At 60.5% G+C, this 16,329-nt stretch carries 16 protein-coding genes; 7 read left to right on the top strand and 9 right to left on the bottom strand.

Annotation, left to right across the window (positions count from 1 at the left end):
- Nucleotides 1-23 precede the first annotated feature (23 nt).
- The 3 genes from IEV40_RS06620 (at nt 24) to panB (ending at nt 1,938) form a co-directional block, all read left to right on the top strand.
- Nucleotides 24-374: a DMT family protein gene (locus IEV40_RS06620; protein WP_371870037.1), complete on the top strand. Its 351-nt coding sequence runs from the start codon at nt 24-26 to the stop codon at nt 372-374.
- 65 nt (nt 375-439) lie between these two features.
- Nucleotides 440-1,081: a deoxynucleoside kinase gene (locus tag IEV40_RS06615; protein WP_188420218.1), complete on the top strand. Its 642-nt coding sequence runs from the start codon at nt 440-442 to the stop codon at nt 1,079-1,081.
- A 2-nt stretch (nt 1,082-1,083) separates the two neighbouring features.
- Nucleotides 1,084-1,938 (top strand): 3-methyl-2-oxobutanoate hydroxymethyltransferase, encoded by an 855-nt coding sequence (gene panB, locus IEV40_RS06610; protein WP_188420217.1) that lies wholly within the window; start codon nt 1,084-1,086, stop codon nt 1,936-1,938.
- A 133-nt stretch (nt 1,939-2,071) separates the two neighbouring features.
- Here panB and ypfJ read toward each other — a convergent pair whose 3' ends face one another.
- The 8 genes from ypfJ to IEV40_RS06570 all read right to left on the bottom strand — a co-directional run bounded on the left by ypfJ (nt 2,072) and on the right by IEV40_RS06570 (nt 12,065).
- Nucleotides 2,072-2,932, bottom strand: coding sequence for a KPN_02809 family neutral zinc metallopeptidase (gene ypfJ, locus IEV40_RS06605; RefSeq protein WP_188420216.1), 861 nt, complete (start codon nt 2,930-2,932; stop codon nt 2,072-2,074).
- Between the two features lie 77 nt (nt 2,933-3,009).
- Nucleotides 3,010-3,678 (bottom strand): carbonate dehydratase, encoded by a 669-nt coding sequence (gene can / locus IEV40_RS06600; protein ID WP_188420215.1) that lies wholly within the window; start codon nt 3,676-3,678, stop codon nt 3,010-3,012.
- Nucleotides 3,679-3,834: 156 nt separating this feature from the next.
- Nucleotides 3,835-4,956, bottom strand: coding sequence for a molecular chaperone DnaJ (gene dnaJ, locus IEV40_RS06595; RefSeq protein WP_188420214.1), 1,122 nt, complete (start codon nt 4,954-4,956; stop codon nt 3,835-3,837).
- Between the two features lie 167 nt (nt 4,957-5,123).
- Complete coding sequence (gene dnaK, locus IEV40_RS06590) at nt 5,124-7,067, bottom strand: molecular chaperone DnaK (RefSeq protein WP_188420213.1); 1,944 nt, start codon at nt 7,065-7,067, stop codon at nt 5,124-5,126.
- 112 nt (nt 7,068-7,179) lie between these two features.
- On the bottom strand, nt 7,180-7,725 hold the full coding sequence (gene grpE, locus IEV40_RS06585; RefSeq protein ID WP_188420212.1) for a nucleotide exchange factor GrpE: 546 nt from the start codon (nt 7,723-7,725) through the stop codon (nt 7,180-7,182).
- Between the two features lie 461 nt (nt 7,726-8,186).
- On the bottom strand, nt 8,187-9,293 hold the full coding sequence (hemH, locus tag IEV40_RS06580) for a ferrochelatase (protein ID WP_188420211.1): 1,107 nt from the start codon (nt 9,291-9,293) through the stop codon (nt 8,187-8,189).
- Nucleotides 9,294-9,395: 102 nt separating this feature from the next.
- Nucleotides 9,396-11,054 (bottom strand): DNA repair protein RecN, encoded by a 1,659-nt coding sequence (gene recN / locus IEV40_RS06575; protein WP_188420210.1) that lies wholly within the window; start codon nt 11,052-11,054, stop codon nt 9,396-9,398.
- Nucleotides 11,055-11,129: 75 nt separating this feature from the next.
- Entirely contained in the window at nt 11,130-12,065 is a 936-nt protein-coding gene (locus IEV40_RS06570; protein ID WP_188420209.1) for an NAD kinase, read from the bottom strand.
- A gap of 64 nt (nt 12,066-12,129) precedes the next feature.
- On the opposite strand from IEV40_RS06570, the gene IEV40_RS06565 reads away from it, so the two are divergent.
- Nucleotides 12,130-12,867 (top strand): HAD family hydrolase, encoded by a 738-nt coding sequence (locus IEV40_RS06565; RefSeq protein ID WP_188420208.1) that lies wholly within the window; start codon nt 12,130-12,132, stop codon nt 12,865-12,867.
- 119 nt (nt 12,868-12,986) lie between these two features.
- Nucleotides 12,987-14,015 carry a heat-inducible transcriptional repressor HrcA gene (gene hrcA, locus IEV40_RS06560; RefSeq protein ID WP_188420207.1) on the top strand — a complete coding sequence of 343 codons (1,029 nt, stop codon included), beginning with the start codon at nt 12,987-12,989 and terminating at the stop codon, nt 14,013-14,015.
- A 117-nt stretch (nt 14,016-14,132) separates the two neighbouring features.
- Here hrcA and fur read toward each other — a convergent pair whose 3' ends face one another.
- Nucleotides 14,133-14,558 carry a ferric iron uptake transcriptional regulator gene (fur, locus tag IEV40_RS06555; RefSeq protein WP_188420206.1) on the bottom strand — a complete coding sequence of 142 codons (426 nt, stop codon included), beginning with the start codon at nt 14,556-14,558 and terminating at the stop codon, nt 14,133-14,135.
- A gap of 76 nt (nt 14,559-14,634) precedes the next feature.
- On the opposite strand from fur, the gene IEV40_RS14750 reads away from it, so the two are divergent.
- A complete protein-coding gene (locus IEV40_RS14750) occupies nt 14,635-15,441 on the top strand; it encodes an outer membrane protein assembly factor BamE (protein WP_371870036.1) in 807 nt (268 codons plus the stop codon).
- Between the two features lie 81 nt (nt 15,442-15,522).
- On the top strand, nt 15,523-16,329 hold the full coding sequence (gene dapB / locus IEV40_RS06545) for a 4-hydroxy-tetrahydrodipicolinate reductase (RefSeq protein ID WP_188420204.1): 807 nt from the start codon (nt 15,523-15,525) through the stop codon (nt 16,327-16,329).

Genomic DNA, 16,329 nt, shown 5'->3' with positions numbered 1-16,329 from the left:
ACAGGCATTCGTCGAGGCTCTCCATGCTGAAGATTCCCGTCATCGTCCAGACCGTCGGCTTGCTGACACTGTCGAACATCTTCATGACCTTCGCCTGGTACGGCCACCTGAAAGGACTAGCTTCAAAACCGTGGTGGATCGCCGCCCTGCTCAGCTGGGGCATCGCGCTGTTCGAATACCTGCTGCAGGTGCCCGCCAATCGCATCGGCTACACCGAGATGAGTCTGGCCCAACTGAAAATCCTGCAGGAAGCGATTACACTCACGGTGTTCGTGCCGTTCGCACTGTTCTTCATGGGGCAGCCGTTCAAGCTGGATTACATCTGGGCCGCACTGTGCCTGGTGGGCGCCGTCTATTTCATCTTCCGCTCATAAATATGAGTAACTGCGTATGAGCAACTGCGGCGAACAACCGCGACGGCAGGCAGAAAAATACATTCATGGATCTGGATAAATACAAATACATCGTCGTCGAAGGCGTGATCGGCGCCGGCAAGACCTCGCTGACGCACCGGCTGGCCGAGCGTCTGAACGCGCGCGCGTTGCTGGAACTGCCGCAGGAAAACCCCTTCCTCGAACGCTTCTACCGCGACGCCACGCGCTATGCGCTGCCGACGCAGATGTTCTTCCTGTTCCAGCGCCTGAACCAGCTGCGCGATCTGGCGCAGCCTGACCTGTTCGATGCGCGCATCGTCTCCGACTTCCTGCTCGACAAGGACCCGATCTTCGCGCGGCTGACACTGGCCGACGATGAACTGGCGCTGTACCAGCAACTGTACGACCACCTGCGCCCGCAGGCGCCGGTGCCGGACCTCGTCATCTATCTGCAGGCACGGCCGGAAACGCTGATGGAGCGCATCCGCAAACGCGGCATCGCGATGGAAGCCGCGATTTCCGAACCCTATCTCGAGCGGCTGTGCGAAAGCTACAGCCGCGTCTTCTACGACTACGATGCGGCGCCGCTGCTGATCGTGGACACCGAGCATCTGAATCCGATCGACAACGACGAGGATTTCGCATTGCTGCTCAGACGCATCGCCGACATGCGCGGCAAGCGTGAATTTTTCAATCGCGGAGAATAAGCATGGCAAGTTATCTGCAATCCAACGACCAACCGAACTCATCGCCGGACAAATCCGCCGTACGCACCAAGGCAGTCACGATTCCGGCATTGTTCGAGATGCGCGCGAAAGGCGAGAAGATCACGATGCTGACTGCTTACGACGCCAGCTTCGCATCGCTGATGGACAGCTGCGGCGTCGAAACGCTGTTGATCGGCGATTCGCTCGGCATGGTCTGCCAGGGTCACAACTCGACGCTGACGGTCACGATCGACGAAGTCGCGTATCACACGGCCAGCGTCGCGCGCGGCAACAAGACCGCTCTGGTACTGGCAGACATGCCATTCGGCTCCTATCCAACCAAGGAAGAGGCGTTCCGCAACGCCGTGAAGCTGGTGCAGGCCGGCGCGCAAATGGTAAAAATCGAAGGTGGTGCATGGGTCGTCGATACCGTGCGTTTTCTGGTCGAACGCGAGATTCCGGTCTGCGCGCATCTGGGCCTGACGCCGCAATCGGTCAACCGCTTCGGCGGCTACAAGGTGCAGGGCAAGACCAGCGATGCCGCGCAGCAGATGCGCGCCGATGCGCTGGCGCTGCAGGAAGCCGGCGCATCGCTGCTGGTGCTGGAAGCGATTCCCGCCGGCCTCGGCAAGGAAATCACCGACGCGCTGACGATGCCGACCATCGGCATCGGTGCCGGCCCCGATTGCGCCGGTCAGGTGCTGGTGATGCACGATTTCATCGGCGTCTTCCCCGGCCGCAAGGCGCGCTTCGTGAAGAACTTCATGGAAGGCCAGGCCAGCATCGAAGGTGCAGTACGCGCCTATATCCGCGAAGTGAAGGATGGGACGTTCCCTGCAGCGGAGCACTGCTTCTGATTCGGCAACACGAATGCATCAACAAAAAAGCGCCCTCGGGCGCTTTTTATTTTCATGGGCATCGATTATCGCGAATCCTGCAACTGCCTGTCGCCATTGCGATCGCGTCGAAGCGACGGCGAAACCCGGAACATCACAACTGCTTTGCCGCAAAAGTATTGCAGGCATTCAGATCGCCGCTGCCGATGCCGCGCTTGAACCAGCGCACACGCTGCTCCGATGTGCCATGTGTAAACGAATCCGGCACGACCACACCCCGCGCCTGACGCTGCAGCGTATCGTCGCCGATCGCGCTGGCTGCCTTCAATGCGCTTTCCACATCGCCCGATTCGATGATGCCGCGCGCTTCGTTGGCGTGATAGGCCCAGACGCCGGCGAAGCAATCGGCCTGCAATTCCACGCGTACCGACAAGGCATTCGTCTTGCTCTCGGACGTGCTGCGCTGCATCTGCGCAACCTTCTCGCTGATGCCCGTCAGGTTCTGCACGTGATGGCCGACTTCATGCGCGATCACATAGGCTTCGGCAAAATCGCTGGCGACATGGAAACGATCGCGCATGGTCTGGAAGAATTCCAGATCGAGATAGACCTTCTGGTCGCCCGGACAATAGAACGGACCGGTCGCCGTTTCTCCTACGCCGCAGGCAGTCGCCGTGCGTCCTGAAAACAACACCAGCTTCGGCCGTTGATACTGGCCGCCGTTCTCGCGGAAGATTTGGCCCCACACATCTTCGGTGTCGGCCAGCACCACAGAAACGAATCTGGCGACCGGATCGTCGGCCGGCGGCTTCTGCACAGATTCCTGCGACACCGGCACCGGTCCGCCGCTCAACAGGCTGAGAATGGTGGCCGGATTGACGCCGAAGAAATACGACCCCAGCAAGGCGATGACGATGGTGCCGATACCGATCGAACGTCCGCCGAACGGCAATCCGCCACCGCTACCGCGTCGGTCTTCCACATTGTCGCTTTCGCGATTGCCTTCCCATTTCATCGTATCGCCTCCGGCTGCCGTTCAGGTTCGATGCACGTCAGTATAGAACCGCTGCCGCGATCGGCAAGCGTTGCTGGTTATTTCTCGTAACGGGAAAAAGCATGCTGCAGCGTGGCATCCACTGCCTGTTCGTTGTCGACCGTCACGTTCAGATCGGTCAGCAAGCCGTCCTTCAGGCCGTAGACCCAGCCGTGCACGGTGACGTCCTGCCCGCGTTCCCAGGCATCCTGCACGATAGTCGTACGGCAAACATTGGCCACTTGCTCGATGACGTTCAGTTCGCACAAGCGGTCGTGCTGCTCGCTCGGCTGCAGGGCGTCGCCCAGATAGCGGCCGTGTTTCTGGTGCACGTCCTGCACGTGGCGCAACCAGTTGTCGGCCAGGCCGACGCGACGTCCAGTCATTGCGGCATGCACACCGGAACAGCCGTAGTGGCCGCAAACGATGATGTGACGCACCTTCAGCACGTCGATCGCGAACTGCAGCACAGCCAGGCAGTTCAGGTCCGAATGGGCGACGACGTTGGCGATATTACGATGCACAAACAATTCGCCCGGCAGCAGATCGACAATCTGGTTGGCCGGCACGCGACTGTCCGAACAGCCTATCCACAGGTAATCGGGCGATTGCTGCGCCGCCAGCTTGGCAAAGAATTCCTTGTCCTGCGTGACCATGGACTCGGCCCAGCGTCGATTGCTGGCGAGCAACTGTTCCAGTTCGCGTGCTTCCTTGTTCTCGTTCGTCATGTTCGATCCATTCGTGGCACGTCCGCTTGCGCGGACAGGTGTTGAAAAGCGCCGTCATTCTAGCGGAACGCCGATCAAGATTCCGTTATCGATATCCGCGGCGCGGACATGAAAAAGCCGCTGAGATCGTCAGCGGCTTGTGTAAAGGAGGATGCCTTATTCGAAGAAATCCTTGACCTTGTCCTTCCAGGTCTTGGTCTGCGGACTGTGCTTGGCGCCGCCTTCGGTCGTCAACTGGTCGAATTCGCGCAGCAGTTCCTTCTGGCGATCGGTCAGCGTGACCGGCGTCTCGACGACGACGTGGCAGAACAGATCGCCGGCATAGCCGGAACGCACGCCCTTGATGCCCTTGTTACGCAGGCGGAAAACCTTGCCGGTCTGCGTGCCTTCCGGGATCGTGAAGGCGGCCTTGCCGCTCAGCGTCGGCACTTCGATCTCGCCGCCCAGCGCGGCGCGTGCGAACGAGATCGGAATCTCGCAATGCAGATCGTCGCCTTCGCGCTGGAACATCGGATGCGGCTTGATGCGGATCTCGACGTACAGGTCGCCCGGCGGACCGCCGTTCATGCCCGGCTCGCCATTGCCGGACGAACGGATGCGCATGCCGTCGTCGATACCGGCCGGGATTTTCACTTCCAGCGTCTTGTTGCGCTTGATCTTGCCGGCGCCGCTGCAGGTACCGCATGGCGACGGATTGATCTTGCCGGTGCCGTGGCATTTCGGGCAGGTCTGCAGCACGCTGAAGAAACCCTGCTGCATGCGCACCTGGCCATGGCCGCCGCAGGTCGTGCAGGTGACCGGCGACGTGCCCGGCTTGGCGCCGCTGCCGTGGCAGGTGTCGCAGTTGTCCCACGACGGCACGCGGATCGTCGTGTCGTAGCCGTGCGCCGCCTGCTCCAGCGAAATTTCGAGGTTGTAACGCAGATCGGCGCCGCGATAGACCTGCGGACCGCCACGGCCACGGCCAGCTGCCTGGCCGAAGATATCGCCGAAAATGTCACCGAAGGCATCGGCGAAGCCGCCGCCTCCACCACCGCCCATACCCATGTTGGGATCGACGCCGGCATGGCCGTAACGGTCGTAGGCATCGCGCTTCTGCGGGTCGGACAGCATCTCGTAGGCTTCCTTCGCCTCCTTGAACTTGTCTTCGGCTCCCTTGCTGTCCGGATTGCGGTCCGGATGATGTTTCATCGCCAGCTTGCGATAGGCCTTCTTGATTTCGTCATCGGTGGCGTTCTTGCCGACACCGAGCACTTCGTAAAAATCGCGTTTCGCCATATACAGGCACCCTTTGTTTCTCTACTGCCATCTACACTAAAACGCCGAGTCCAAGCTTTTCGGCTTTCGACCCGGCGAGTCTTGCGACATCCTGCGGAGGAAATCGGACGTTCCGCTTTCAGTGAAACGTCCAGCGCCGCCCATGACGAACGGCGCTGCAGACGACATTACTTGTTATCTTTGACTTCCTTGAAATCGGCGTCGACCACATCGTCTTCCTGTGGCTTGGCTTCGGCTTGCGCACCGGCGTCGGCACCTGCTTCACCACCGGCAGCAGCTTGCTGCGCCTGCATGTCGGCATACATCTTCTCGCCGAGCTTCTGCGCGGCTGCGGTCAGTGCAGCGGTCTTCTCGTCGATGGCTGCCTTGTCGCCGCCCTTCAGCGCATCTTCCAGATCCTTGATGGCTGCTTCGATCTTGTCTTTCTCGCCGGCTTCCAGCTTGTCGCCGTATTCGGTCAGCGACTTGCGGGTCGAGTGCACCAGCGCATCGCCCTGGTTACGCGCTTCCGCGATTTCCTTGGCGCGCTTGTCTTCTTCCGCGTTGGCTTCGGCGTCCTGCACCATCTTCTGGATTTCTTCCTCGGTCAGACCAGAGTTGGCCTTGATGGTGATCTTGTTTTCCTTGCCGGTCGCCTTGTCCTTCGCGCTGACGTGCAGAATGCCGTTGGCGTCGATATCGAAGGTGACTTCGATCTGCGGCGTGCCGCGCGGTGCCGGCGGAATGCCTTCGAGGTTGAACTCGCCCAGGCCCTTGTTGCCGACGGCCATTTCACGCTCGCCCTGATAGACCTTGATCGTCACGGCCGGCTGGCTGTCGTCGGCAGTCGAGAACACTTGCGAGAACTTGGTCGGGATCGTGGTGTTCTTCTGGATCATCTTGGTCATCACGCCGCCCAGCGTTTCGATACCCAGCGACAGCGGCGTCACGTCCAGCAGCAGCAGATCCTTGCGGTCGCCCGACAGCACGGAACCCTGGATCGCGGCACCGACAGCGACGGCTTCGTCAGGGTTGACGTCCTTGCGCGGCTCCTTGCCGAAGAAGTCCTTCACTGCTTCCTGCACTTTCGGCATGCGGGTCTGGCCGCCGACCAGGATGATGTCGTCGATGTCCGACACTTTCACGCCGGCGTCCTTGATCGCGGTACGACAAGGTTCGATCGACTTGGTGATCAGGTCCTCGACCAGCGATTCCAGCTTGGCACGCGTGATCTTCAGCGTCAGGTGGACCGGCGCGCCGTTCGCCATCGCGATGTACGGCTCGTTGATCTCGGTCTGCTGCGATGACGACAGCTCGATCTTCGCGCGCTCGGCCGATGCCTTGATGCGCTGCAATGCGATCGCGTCCTTCGACAGGTCGAGGCCGTTGATCTTCTTGAATTCTTCGATGATGTAGTCGATCAGGCGCTGATCGAAATCTTCGCCGCCGAGGAAGGTGTCGCCGTTGGTCGACAGCACTTCGAACTGCATTTCACCGTCGACGTCCGCGATCTCGATGATCGAGACATCGAAAGTGCCGCCGCCCAAGTCATACACGGCGATCTTGCGGTCGCCCTTTTCCGATTTGTCGAGGCCGAAAGCCAGCGCTGCCGCGGTCGGCTCGTTGATGATGCGCTTGACGTCCAGACCGGCAATGCGGCCGGCGTCCTTGGTCGCCTGACGCTGCGAATCGTTGAAGTAGGCCGGCACCGTGATGACGGCTTCGGTCACTTCCTCGCCGAGATAGTCTTCGGCCGTCTTCTTCATCTTGCGCAGCACTTCCGCCGAAATCTGCGGCGGCGCCAGTTTCTTGTCGCGCACGGTGACCCAAGCGTCGCCGTTGTCCGCCTTGGTGATCTGGTACGGCATCAGGCCGATGTCCTTCTGCACTTCCTTCTCGTCGAACTTGCGGCCGATCAAACGCTTGACGGCGTACAGCGTGTTCTTCGGATTGGTGACGGCCTGGCGCTTCGCAGGTGCGCCGACGAGGATCTCGCCGTCTTCCTGATAAGCGATGACGGAAGGCGTGGTACGCGCGCCTTCGGAGTTTTCGATGACCTTGGATTTACCGCCTTCCATGACGGCGACGCAGGAGTTGGTCGTACCCAGGTCAATGCCAATGATTTTGCCCATGATGAATTTTCCTTATCTGACTATCTGTAATCTCTGTGAGTGGATTCGCGCAGCAAACCCTTCAAATTGCTGCCGTTACCGTCAATATGCGGTGCACGGCGGTGCTTTCAAGCTATTTTTCCTGTGCGACCGTCACCAGCGCAGGGCGCAACAGGCGGTCGGCAATCAGGTAGCCCTTCTGCAATACGGCGACGACGGTGTTCGGCTCCTGATCGGCCGGCACCATCGAGATCGCCTGATGCTTCATCGGATCGAGCTTCTCGCCCGCTTGCGGCTTGATTTCGAACAGGCGGTTCTTTTCGAACGCAGCGGTCAACTGCTTCAGCGTCATATCCACGCCCTCTTTCAGCGATTCGACGGTCGGCGCTTCGACCTGCAACGCCATTTCCAGGCTGTCCTTCACCGGCACCAGCGCCTCGGCAAACCCTTCGATGGCGAATTTGTGCGCACGCGTGATGTCGTCCTGGGCGCGGCGGCGGGCGTTTTCCGCTTCCGCCTTGGCACGCAGGAACGCATCCTGCAGTTCCTGCACCAGTTGCTGCGAGGCCGCGAGCTGCTCTTCCAGCGTCTGCGCCGCCGGGGCTGAGGCTTCGGCGGCTGCTCCCGCCTCTTCCATGGACGCAGCCTGCTGCTCGGCGTATTTATCCTGGTCTTGCATCAAAAAATCTCCAACAATCAATGAGTTATGACAAAGAATGTCAATGCGACAAACCACATGGGGTTATCCCACACTATTTCAAGGGATATTGATGCGGAATTTGTGCGCGAACCCGCGATGATAATCGCTGCGGCATGCCGTTGTTACAATTTTTTCGGCTCATCAGCTGGCATTTTCAGCCGTAATGGCTAGTCTGATAACAGGCGGAGCAAGGGGTTTCCGCCCGTTTTCCCACGGTTTTCAGCCTTTGCGAAGGAGAAAATCATGAAGCTGCCGCTCATTTCTGCGACCGTCGTGGCGGCTTATACGGTGGCGGCCGCAGCTGTGATCTGCACGATCACGCTGTAAGCGCCGGTGTATTTTGCATTGCACTGCGGCATTGCACTACGTTATGTCGCGCCGAGCGATGTGACTATCTCGCCAACCGCGGCGGTTCGCAACCGTCGCAGGTCAAGTTCAAACTAATTTCCCGCGCCAAGACGCAATGCCGCTTCCCGCGACATTCTCGCCTGTTCATCCAATGCCTCGCGCAAGGCCGGCGAAACCACGGTCGGCCAGCCGATCATGTGCAGTTCGGCAATATCTGCCAGTGCACGTATCCAGGCATCGTCTTCGTTCAGGCACGGAATGTAGTTGAACTCGGCACCGCCGGCCTGCAGGAAGCCGTGACGCACTTCCATCGCGATCTCCTCCAGCGTTTCCAGGCAATCGCTGGTGAAACCGGGGCAGATCACATCGACGCGGCGCACGCCCTCACGCGCCAGTTGTTCCAGCGTCGGCGCCGTGTACGGCTGCAGCCATTCGGCGCGGCCGAAGCGCGACTGGAAGGTCACCAGATACTGATCCGGCGTCAGACCCAGTTCCTGCGCAAGCAAGCGTGCCGTCTTCAGGCATTCGCAATGGTAGGGATCGCCGCGCAACAAGGTGCGTTTCGGCACGCCGTGGAAGCTCATGACCAGCTTTTCCGGCCGCCCGGCTATTTCCCAGTGAGCAAGCACCGACTTTTTCAGCGCGGCGATATAGCCGTCATGATCGTGGTAGTGCTTGACGAAGCGCAGTTCGGGCACATTGCGCACCTGCCTGTAATGGGCGAACACGGCGTCGAAGATGGAAGCCGTCGTCGTTCCCGAATATTGCGGATAGGCCGGCAACACCAGGATGCGTTCGCAGCCGTCGGCTTTCAATTTTTCCAGCACCTCGGGCAACGATGGACTGCCGTAGCGCATCGCGTAGCTGACGCGCACCTTGTGGCCACGTTCGCCCAGATAACCAGCCAGCAGCCGCGCCTGCTGCTCGGTATGCACCTTCAGCGGCGAACCTTCGTCGCTCCAGATCGTTTCGTACTTCTTGGCAGATGCGCCGGAGCGAAACGGCAGGATGACCAGGTGCAGAATCCACCACCAGATCGCGCGCGGAATCTCGACCACGCGCGGATCGGACAGAAACTGCTTCAGGTAGCGCCGTACGGCGGAAGCGGTCGGCGCATCGGGCGTGCCGAGATTGACGAGCACCACGGCGGTTTTCGGCAGTGTGCCGTGCTGATAAGGCGGCTCGGGGCGAAAGGGCATGGGAACGTTTTCTTTCTGCTTCGATGTTCTGTCGAGGTTTTACGTCGATGTGCTGCGTCGATGTTTGCGTCGGCAATAAGCCGTACCGCTGAAATGGAACGCTCAGCTTGCCAGCAACTCGCGTGCATGCGAACGCGTGGTCGCCGTGATTTCCAGCCCACCCAGCATGCGCGCAATTTCCTCGACGCGCGCATCGCTGTCCAGCGGCGCAATGGCCGACAGCGTCTTGCCATCGCTATTGTGCTTGCTGACCTGAAAATGCAGGTTAGCCTGACTGGCAACCTGCGGCAGATGCGTCACGCACAACACCTGACGATCCTGCCCCAGCTTGCGCAGCAAACGGCCGACGACTTCCGCCACACCACCGCCGATACCGCTGTCGACTTCGTCGAAGATCAAGGTCGGCGTCGCCGTCGCACTCGACGTGATGACGGAGATCGCCAGCGAGATGCGCGCCAGCTCACCGCCGGAAGCGACCTTCGCCAGCGGACGCGGCGTCGTGCCGGCATGGCCGGCCACCAGAAATTCAACCTGCTCCAGGCCGAAGGACGCCGGATCGCACGCTTGCAGCGTGATGTCGAACTTGCCGCCGGCCATGCTCAGTTCCTGCATTGCTGCCGTCACCGCCGTGCCCAGCGCCTTTGCCGCCTTGGCACGCGCCTTCGACAGTTTCTGCGCCGCCGTCATGTAGGCTGCTTTCAGTTTTTCTTCCTGCGCCCGCAGCGCATCGAGATCGCTGGCATCGGCCAGTTGCTGCAATTGTTCAGACAGGCGATCGAACTCCTGCGACAAATCGTCTGGTTCGACATGGAATTTGCGCGCCGCGCCGTGCAGGTCTTCCATCCGGCGTTCGACCTCGCGCAACCGCGCCGGATCGAGCTCGATGCGGCCCAGGTAATCGTTCAGCGCATAGACGGCTTCCTGCAACTGGATGCGCGCCGGCTCCAGCATGTCCAGCGCCGGCTGCAAGCCTGCATCCAGATCGACCAGCTTGCCCAGCCGCGTGGTGATGCCGGACAGCTGCGACAGCATCGGCGCCGTATCGGATTCGGAAATCAGGTTCAACGCATCCTGTGCGCCTTCGATCAGGCTGGCGGCATGCGACAGGCGGCTGTGCTCGTTGCTGATTTCGTTCCACTCGCCCGGCTTGGCGGCCAGCTTTTCCAGTTCGCCGACCTGCCATTCGAGGCGCTCGCGCTCCAGCAGCACGTTCTTCGCATTCGTCTCGAACTCCTCGCGCTGCTTCGTCAGCGCGCGCCATGCCTTGTAAGCGGCAGCGACCGCCTTGGCCTCATCCTGCAGTCCGGCCTGGTTATCCAGCAACCGGCGCTGCGCATCGTTCTTCAACAGCGACTGATGCGCATGCTGGCCGTGGATATCGACCAGTTGCTCGCCGAGTTCGCGCAATTGCGCCGCCGTCGCGGTAATGCCGTTGATGAAAGCCTTGGAACGGCCGGCGCTATCGATCACGCGGCGCAGCAGGATGCTGCCTTCGTCGTTGTCGAATTCGTTGGCGGCCAGCCAGCCCTGCAATTCGGATTGCAGGGTATCCAGAGCAAATTCCGCGGTGATATCCGCCCTGGCCGCACCTTCGCGCACCACGCTGGCATCGCCGCGTCCGCCCAGCGCAAGCGCCAGCGCGTCGATCAGGATGGATTTGCCAGCGCCGGTTTCGCCGGTAAATACCGAAAAACCGGCCGAAAATTCAAGCTCGATGGCATCGACGATGACGAAATCGCGAATGGAAAGCGTACGCAACATGAAGAATGGATTCCGGCTCGCACGTTCCACCATGTTCGATGGAACGATTCGGTTAAGGATTGAACGGGACCGCGATTATTTTAACTGCCCTTGTACGGACGGATATTCGTTCCAGTGCAGCTTTTCGCGCAGCGTGTCGTAATAATTCCAGCCTTCCGGATGCAGGAAGGTAATCGTGAATTCGGAACGTTTGACGACGATGCGGTCGCCGTGCTGCAGGCTGGCAACCGACTGCATGTCGAAATTGACATTGCTCTCGCGGCCACCGACCACTTCGATCTCGATCTCGCTGGAATCCGGCACCACGATCGGACGATTCGACAATGCATGCGGCGCAATCGGCACCAGGATGATGCCGTTCAGGCGCGGATGCATCAACGCACCGCCGGCCGACAGCGCATACGCGGTGGAGCCGGTCGGCGTCGCCATGATCAAGCCGTCGGAACGCTGGTTGTACATGAACAGCCCATCCACGTGCACGCGCAATTCGATCATGCCGGAACCCGAACCGCGCGACAGCACGACGTCGTTGAACGCCAGCGTGTGATGCATCAGTTCGCCGCTACGGTAGATCGAGCCCTGCAGCAGCGTGCGCGTTTCCGAGACGACCTTGCCTTCCAGCATGGCACGCAGCAGCGGCATCATGTCGTCGAAGGCAATATCGGTCATGAAGCCGAGCCGGCCCTGGTTGATGCCGATCAGCGGCACGTCGTACGGCGCCAACTGGCGCGCGATGCCGAGCATGGTGCCGTCGCCGCCGACCACGATGGCGACGTCGGCGAGTTCACTGATATCGGGCAGCGTCATGATCTCGCCGCTCAGCTGGAAGCGCTCCGCAGTCTGTGCGCCGAAAATGACGCGATGGCCGGTGGCGGTCAGGAAATCGGCAATCTGCGTCAGCGCCTGCGTGATATCGTCGGCGGAATGCGAGGTTTCACCGGCCTTCTGCTTGGCGAAGATGGCAACGGTCTTGAAAGAAGCGGCAGTATAAGAATGTGGTGTGGACGGCATGATGCCGCTGATTAGACCATAATTCCCCCTTCGATTGCACTATGCATTCCGCGAAGAACTGATCATGCCGCAACCTTCCGCCTTGCCCGTCACCTTACCTTCCGACACGCCGATCCGCGCCATCCTGTTCGATCTGGACGACACGTTGTGGCCGCTGGAAGCCGTCATCCTGCGCGCCGAAACCGCGCTGCACGACTGGCTGGGGCTGCACGCGCCCGGCATTCCGCGCCGGTTCAGCATTGCCGAGTTGCGCGCACTGCGCGACGAACTGGCAGCCGCCGATCCGCGCTACCGTTTCGACCTGTGGGCGCTGCGCCATGCGACGCTGACACATGCCTGCACACTCTGCGGCGAAGATGCGGCACGCATGGAACAGGCGATGGCGGTGTTTTCCGAAGCACGCAATGCGGTCACGCCGTTCGACGACGTCGCGCCGGCACTGACGCTGCTGGGCGAACGCTATCTGCTCGGCTCCGTCTCCAACGGCTTTGCCGACCTGCAGACGATCGGGCTGGCGCATCACTTCCGCGTTTCGCTCGCCGCCCATCAGTTCGGCAGCGCCAAACCCGATCCGGAAATTTTTCTTGCCGCCTGCGATGCCCTGTCGGTCGCGCCGCACGAAACGCTCTACGTCGGCGACGATCCGCTGCTCGACGTGCAAGGCGCGCAGAATGCCGGCCTGCATGCGGTCTGGATGAACCGTTTCGCCCGCACCCTGCCCGGCCATGTCGTGCCAGCCGCCAGCTGCATCACGCTGCATGAAGTGCACGACTGGCTGAACGCGCGCCACCGGACTTCCTGAACGCACATGCAAAACGATGCCGTCGATTTGTCATTTCGGCAAGCACGCGCTCTGCGAAATCTGCGGAAAAAATAATCGGCATTCCGCTTTCCGCGCCAGCTCATTACAATAGCCTCATCATGCAACTGGACAAGCGCGCACAAACTCTGCTGAAAGCCCTGGTCGAACGCTATATCGCGGACGGCCAGCCGGTGGGTTCGCGCGAGCTTTCGCGCATTTCCGGACTCGACCTGTCGCCAGCCACCATCCGCAATGTGATGGCCGATCTGGAAGAGATGGGCTTCGTCGCCAGTCCGCACACTTCGGCCGGCCGCATCCCGACGCCGCGCGGCTATCGTGTCTTCGTCGATACGCTGCTGACCGTGCAGAGCATCGACGAAAGCGCGGTCGAAACCAAGCTGCAGACGACGATGCAGACCGGCTCGTCGCAGAAGATCATTTCCAACGCCGCGCAGATCCTGTCGTCGCTGTCCGAATTCGCCGGCATCGTGATGACGCCGCGCCGCGAATCGGTATTCCAGCAGATAGACTTTCTGCGGCTGTCCGAAAAGCGCATCCTGCTCGTCATCGTGACGCCTTCCGGCGACGTGCAGAACCGGCTGCTGCTGACCGACGTCGATTATTCGCCGTCGCAACTGGTTCAGGCAGCCAACTACATCAACCAGAACTATGGCGGGCTGAGTTTCGACGCCGTGCGCGTGCGCCTGCAGGGCGAGTTGCAACAGTTGCGCGACGACATGACGCGCCTGATGCAGGCGGCTGTCGAAGCCGGCAGCGACGCAATGAACGACAGTTCCGACGATGTCGTCATTTCGGGCGAGCGCAATCTGTTGAGCGTGTCCGAGCTGTCGTCCAACATGGTGTCGCTACGCAAGCTGTTCGAACTGTTCGAGCAGAAAACCAGCCTGATGCAGCTGCTGGACATTTCCAATCGCGCCAACGGCGTGCAGATATTCATCGGCGGCGAATCGAATCTGGTGCCGGTCGACCAGATGAGCATCGTTACGTCGCCATATACGGTCAACGGCAAGGTGGTCGGCACGCTGGGCGTGATCGGCCCGACGCGCATGGCCTACGAGCGCGTGATCCCGATCGTCGACATCACCGCCAAGCTGCTGTCGAACGCGCTCAGCCATTCGCCGGGCTGAAACCGATCCGATCGGCCATGCTGAACCGGCCATGAAAAAAGCCGCCTGTTCCTGCGAACGGCGGCTTTTTTCGTTCAGACGACATTCAATGCATTGTCGTTTTTCCCAGGCTAAAGCTTATTTCTTTTTCTTGCGGCAATCCTTGCAGTGGCCGTAAATCGCCAACGCGTGATCGGCGATCTCGAAACCGTATTCCTGTGCGATGCGAACTTGGCGACGCTCGATTTCCTCGTCGAAAAATTCCTCGACCTTGCCGCAATCCAGGCAGACCAGATGGTCGTGGTGCGAACCTTCGTTCAGTTCGAATACGGCCTTGCCGGTTTCGAAATGGTTGCGCTGCAGCAGGCCGGCCTGCTCGAACTGCGTCAAGACGCGATAAACGGTCGCCAGGCCGACGTCCAGGTTGTCGGCCAGCAGCATCTTGTAGACGTCCTCGGCGCTCAGATGGCGTACCTCGGCATTGTGGAAAATGTCGAGAATCTTCAGGCGCGGCAAGGTGGCCTTGAGTCCGCTGGCTTTCAGTTCGGATGGATTGTTGGGCATGTTCTTGTTCAGATTGGGGATATCTGCCTTATCATATAGTGTTTTCGCCCAATTGCTCAACCGCTCGAGATCCCCTATGCAAACCCGCTTCCATTTCGGCCGTTCCCCGCTTGCCGCCGGCGCATTTTGCCTGACGCTGGCAGCGGTGCTCACAGGCTGTGCGTCGAAAAATCCGCTGATGGAAGAACCGGCGCCGATGGCGCAGAAGAAAACCGAGCCGAAAGCCGAGCCGACCAAACCGGAAGCCGCCGCTGCGCCAGTCGCCGAAGAAAAAGCGGCCGCTCAGGCAACGGCGCCTGCACCACAGGAGCCAAGCGCATCCGAAACCGCCCGCACGGTCATGGAAGCCACACCCGAAACCGCGCCGGCAATCGACAAGACGGCCGCACCGACTTCTACGTCTGCTCCGGCACCAGTGCCAGCTAACGCTCCGGCGCAGACTGTTGCCGCCCCGACGCCTGCATCTGCTGCTGCAGAAACCGCCACCAACGCCGTACCGGAAGCTGCAGCCGCCGGCGCGACTGCAACCGGCGTGCAGACGGTGCAACAAAAACGCTTCCTCGGCTTCCTGCGCCCTTACCGCCCGGACGTCCAGCAAGGCAATTTCGTCTCGCGTGAAATGATTGCCCAGCTGAAACCGGGCATGACGCAGGATCAGGTCACCTTTCTGCTCGGGACTCCGCTGCTGAACGACATCTTCCATGCCGATCGCTGGGATTACGCGTTCCGCCTGCAAAAGGGCAACGGCGAAATCACGACCAGCCGCGTGACCGTCTATTTCCAGGACGGTCTCGTCACCCGTTATGAAGGCGGCGGCGATCTGCCGACCGAAGCCGACTATCTGGCACGCATCGCCAACAAGGCCAAGAAAGCCAAGAAATAACGGTACGGCACGGATATCGATCGATATCCGTGCCGCGCTTCGAACACATTTCGCATCCATCTCGACAATCCGAGTCTCACGATGAATCCAATGAAAATCGCCGTGGCCGGCGCATCCGGCCGTATGGGCCACATGCTTGTCGAAGCCATCCTCAACGCCGACGATGCGCAATTGTCCGGCGCGCTGGACATTCCTGCGTCGCCCGCCATCGGTACTGACGCCGCAGCCTTCCTCGGCAAACCGGCCGGCGTATTGATCGAATCCGATCTGGCAAAAGGTCTGGCCGATTCCCAGTTCCTGATCGATTTCACGCGTCCGGAAGGCACGCTGGAACATCTGAAATACTGCGCGGCCAACAACATCAAGATGATCATCGGCACCACCGGTTTCGATGCGGCCGGCAAGGCCGCCATCGTCGAGGCAGCGAAATACACATCCATCGTGTTCGCACCGAACATGAGCGTCGGCGTCAACGTGACGATGAAGCTGCTGGAAATGGCGGCGAAGAATTTTTCCGAAGGCTACGACATCGAGATCGTCGAGGCGCACCATCGCCACAAGGTCGATGCACCGTCCGGTACCGCCATCAAGATGGGTGAAGTCATTGCCGGTGCACTGGGCAAGGAACTCAACGACGTCGCCATCTGGGCGCGTGAAGGCGTAACCGGCGAACGCGATCCGTCGTCCATCGGTTTTGCCACCGTGCGCGGCGGCGACATCATCGGCGATCACACGGTACTGTTCGCCGGCATCGGCGAGCGCATCGAGATTTCGCACAAGTCGTCGAGCCGCGTCTCGTACGCATTGGGCAGCCTGCGCGCCGCGCGCTTCCTGGCCGACAAGAAAACCGGCCTGTACGACATGCAGGACGTGCTGGGCCTGCGCTGA

The sequence above is a fragment of the Oxalicibacterium solurbis genome (assembly GCF_014635845.1).
GTDB lineage: Bacteria > Pseudomonadota > Gammaproteobacteria > Burkholderiales > Burkholderiaceae_D > Oxalicibacterium > Oxalicibacterium solurbis.
The sequence above is the reverse complement of the archived record's forward strand: the minus strand, read 5'-3'. Positions and strand labels throughout refer to the sequence as shown.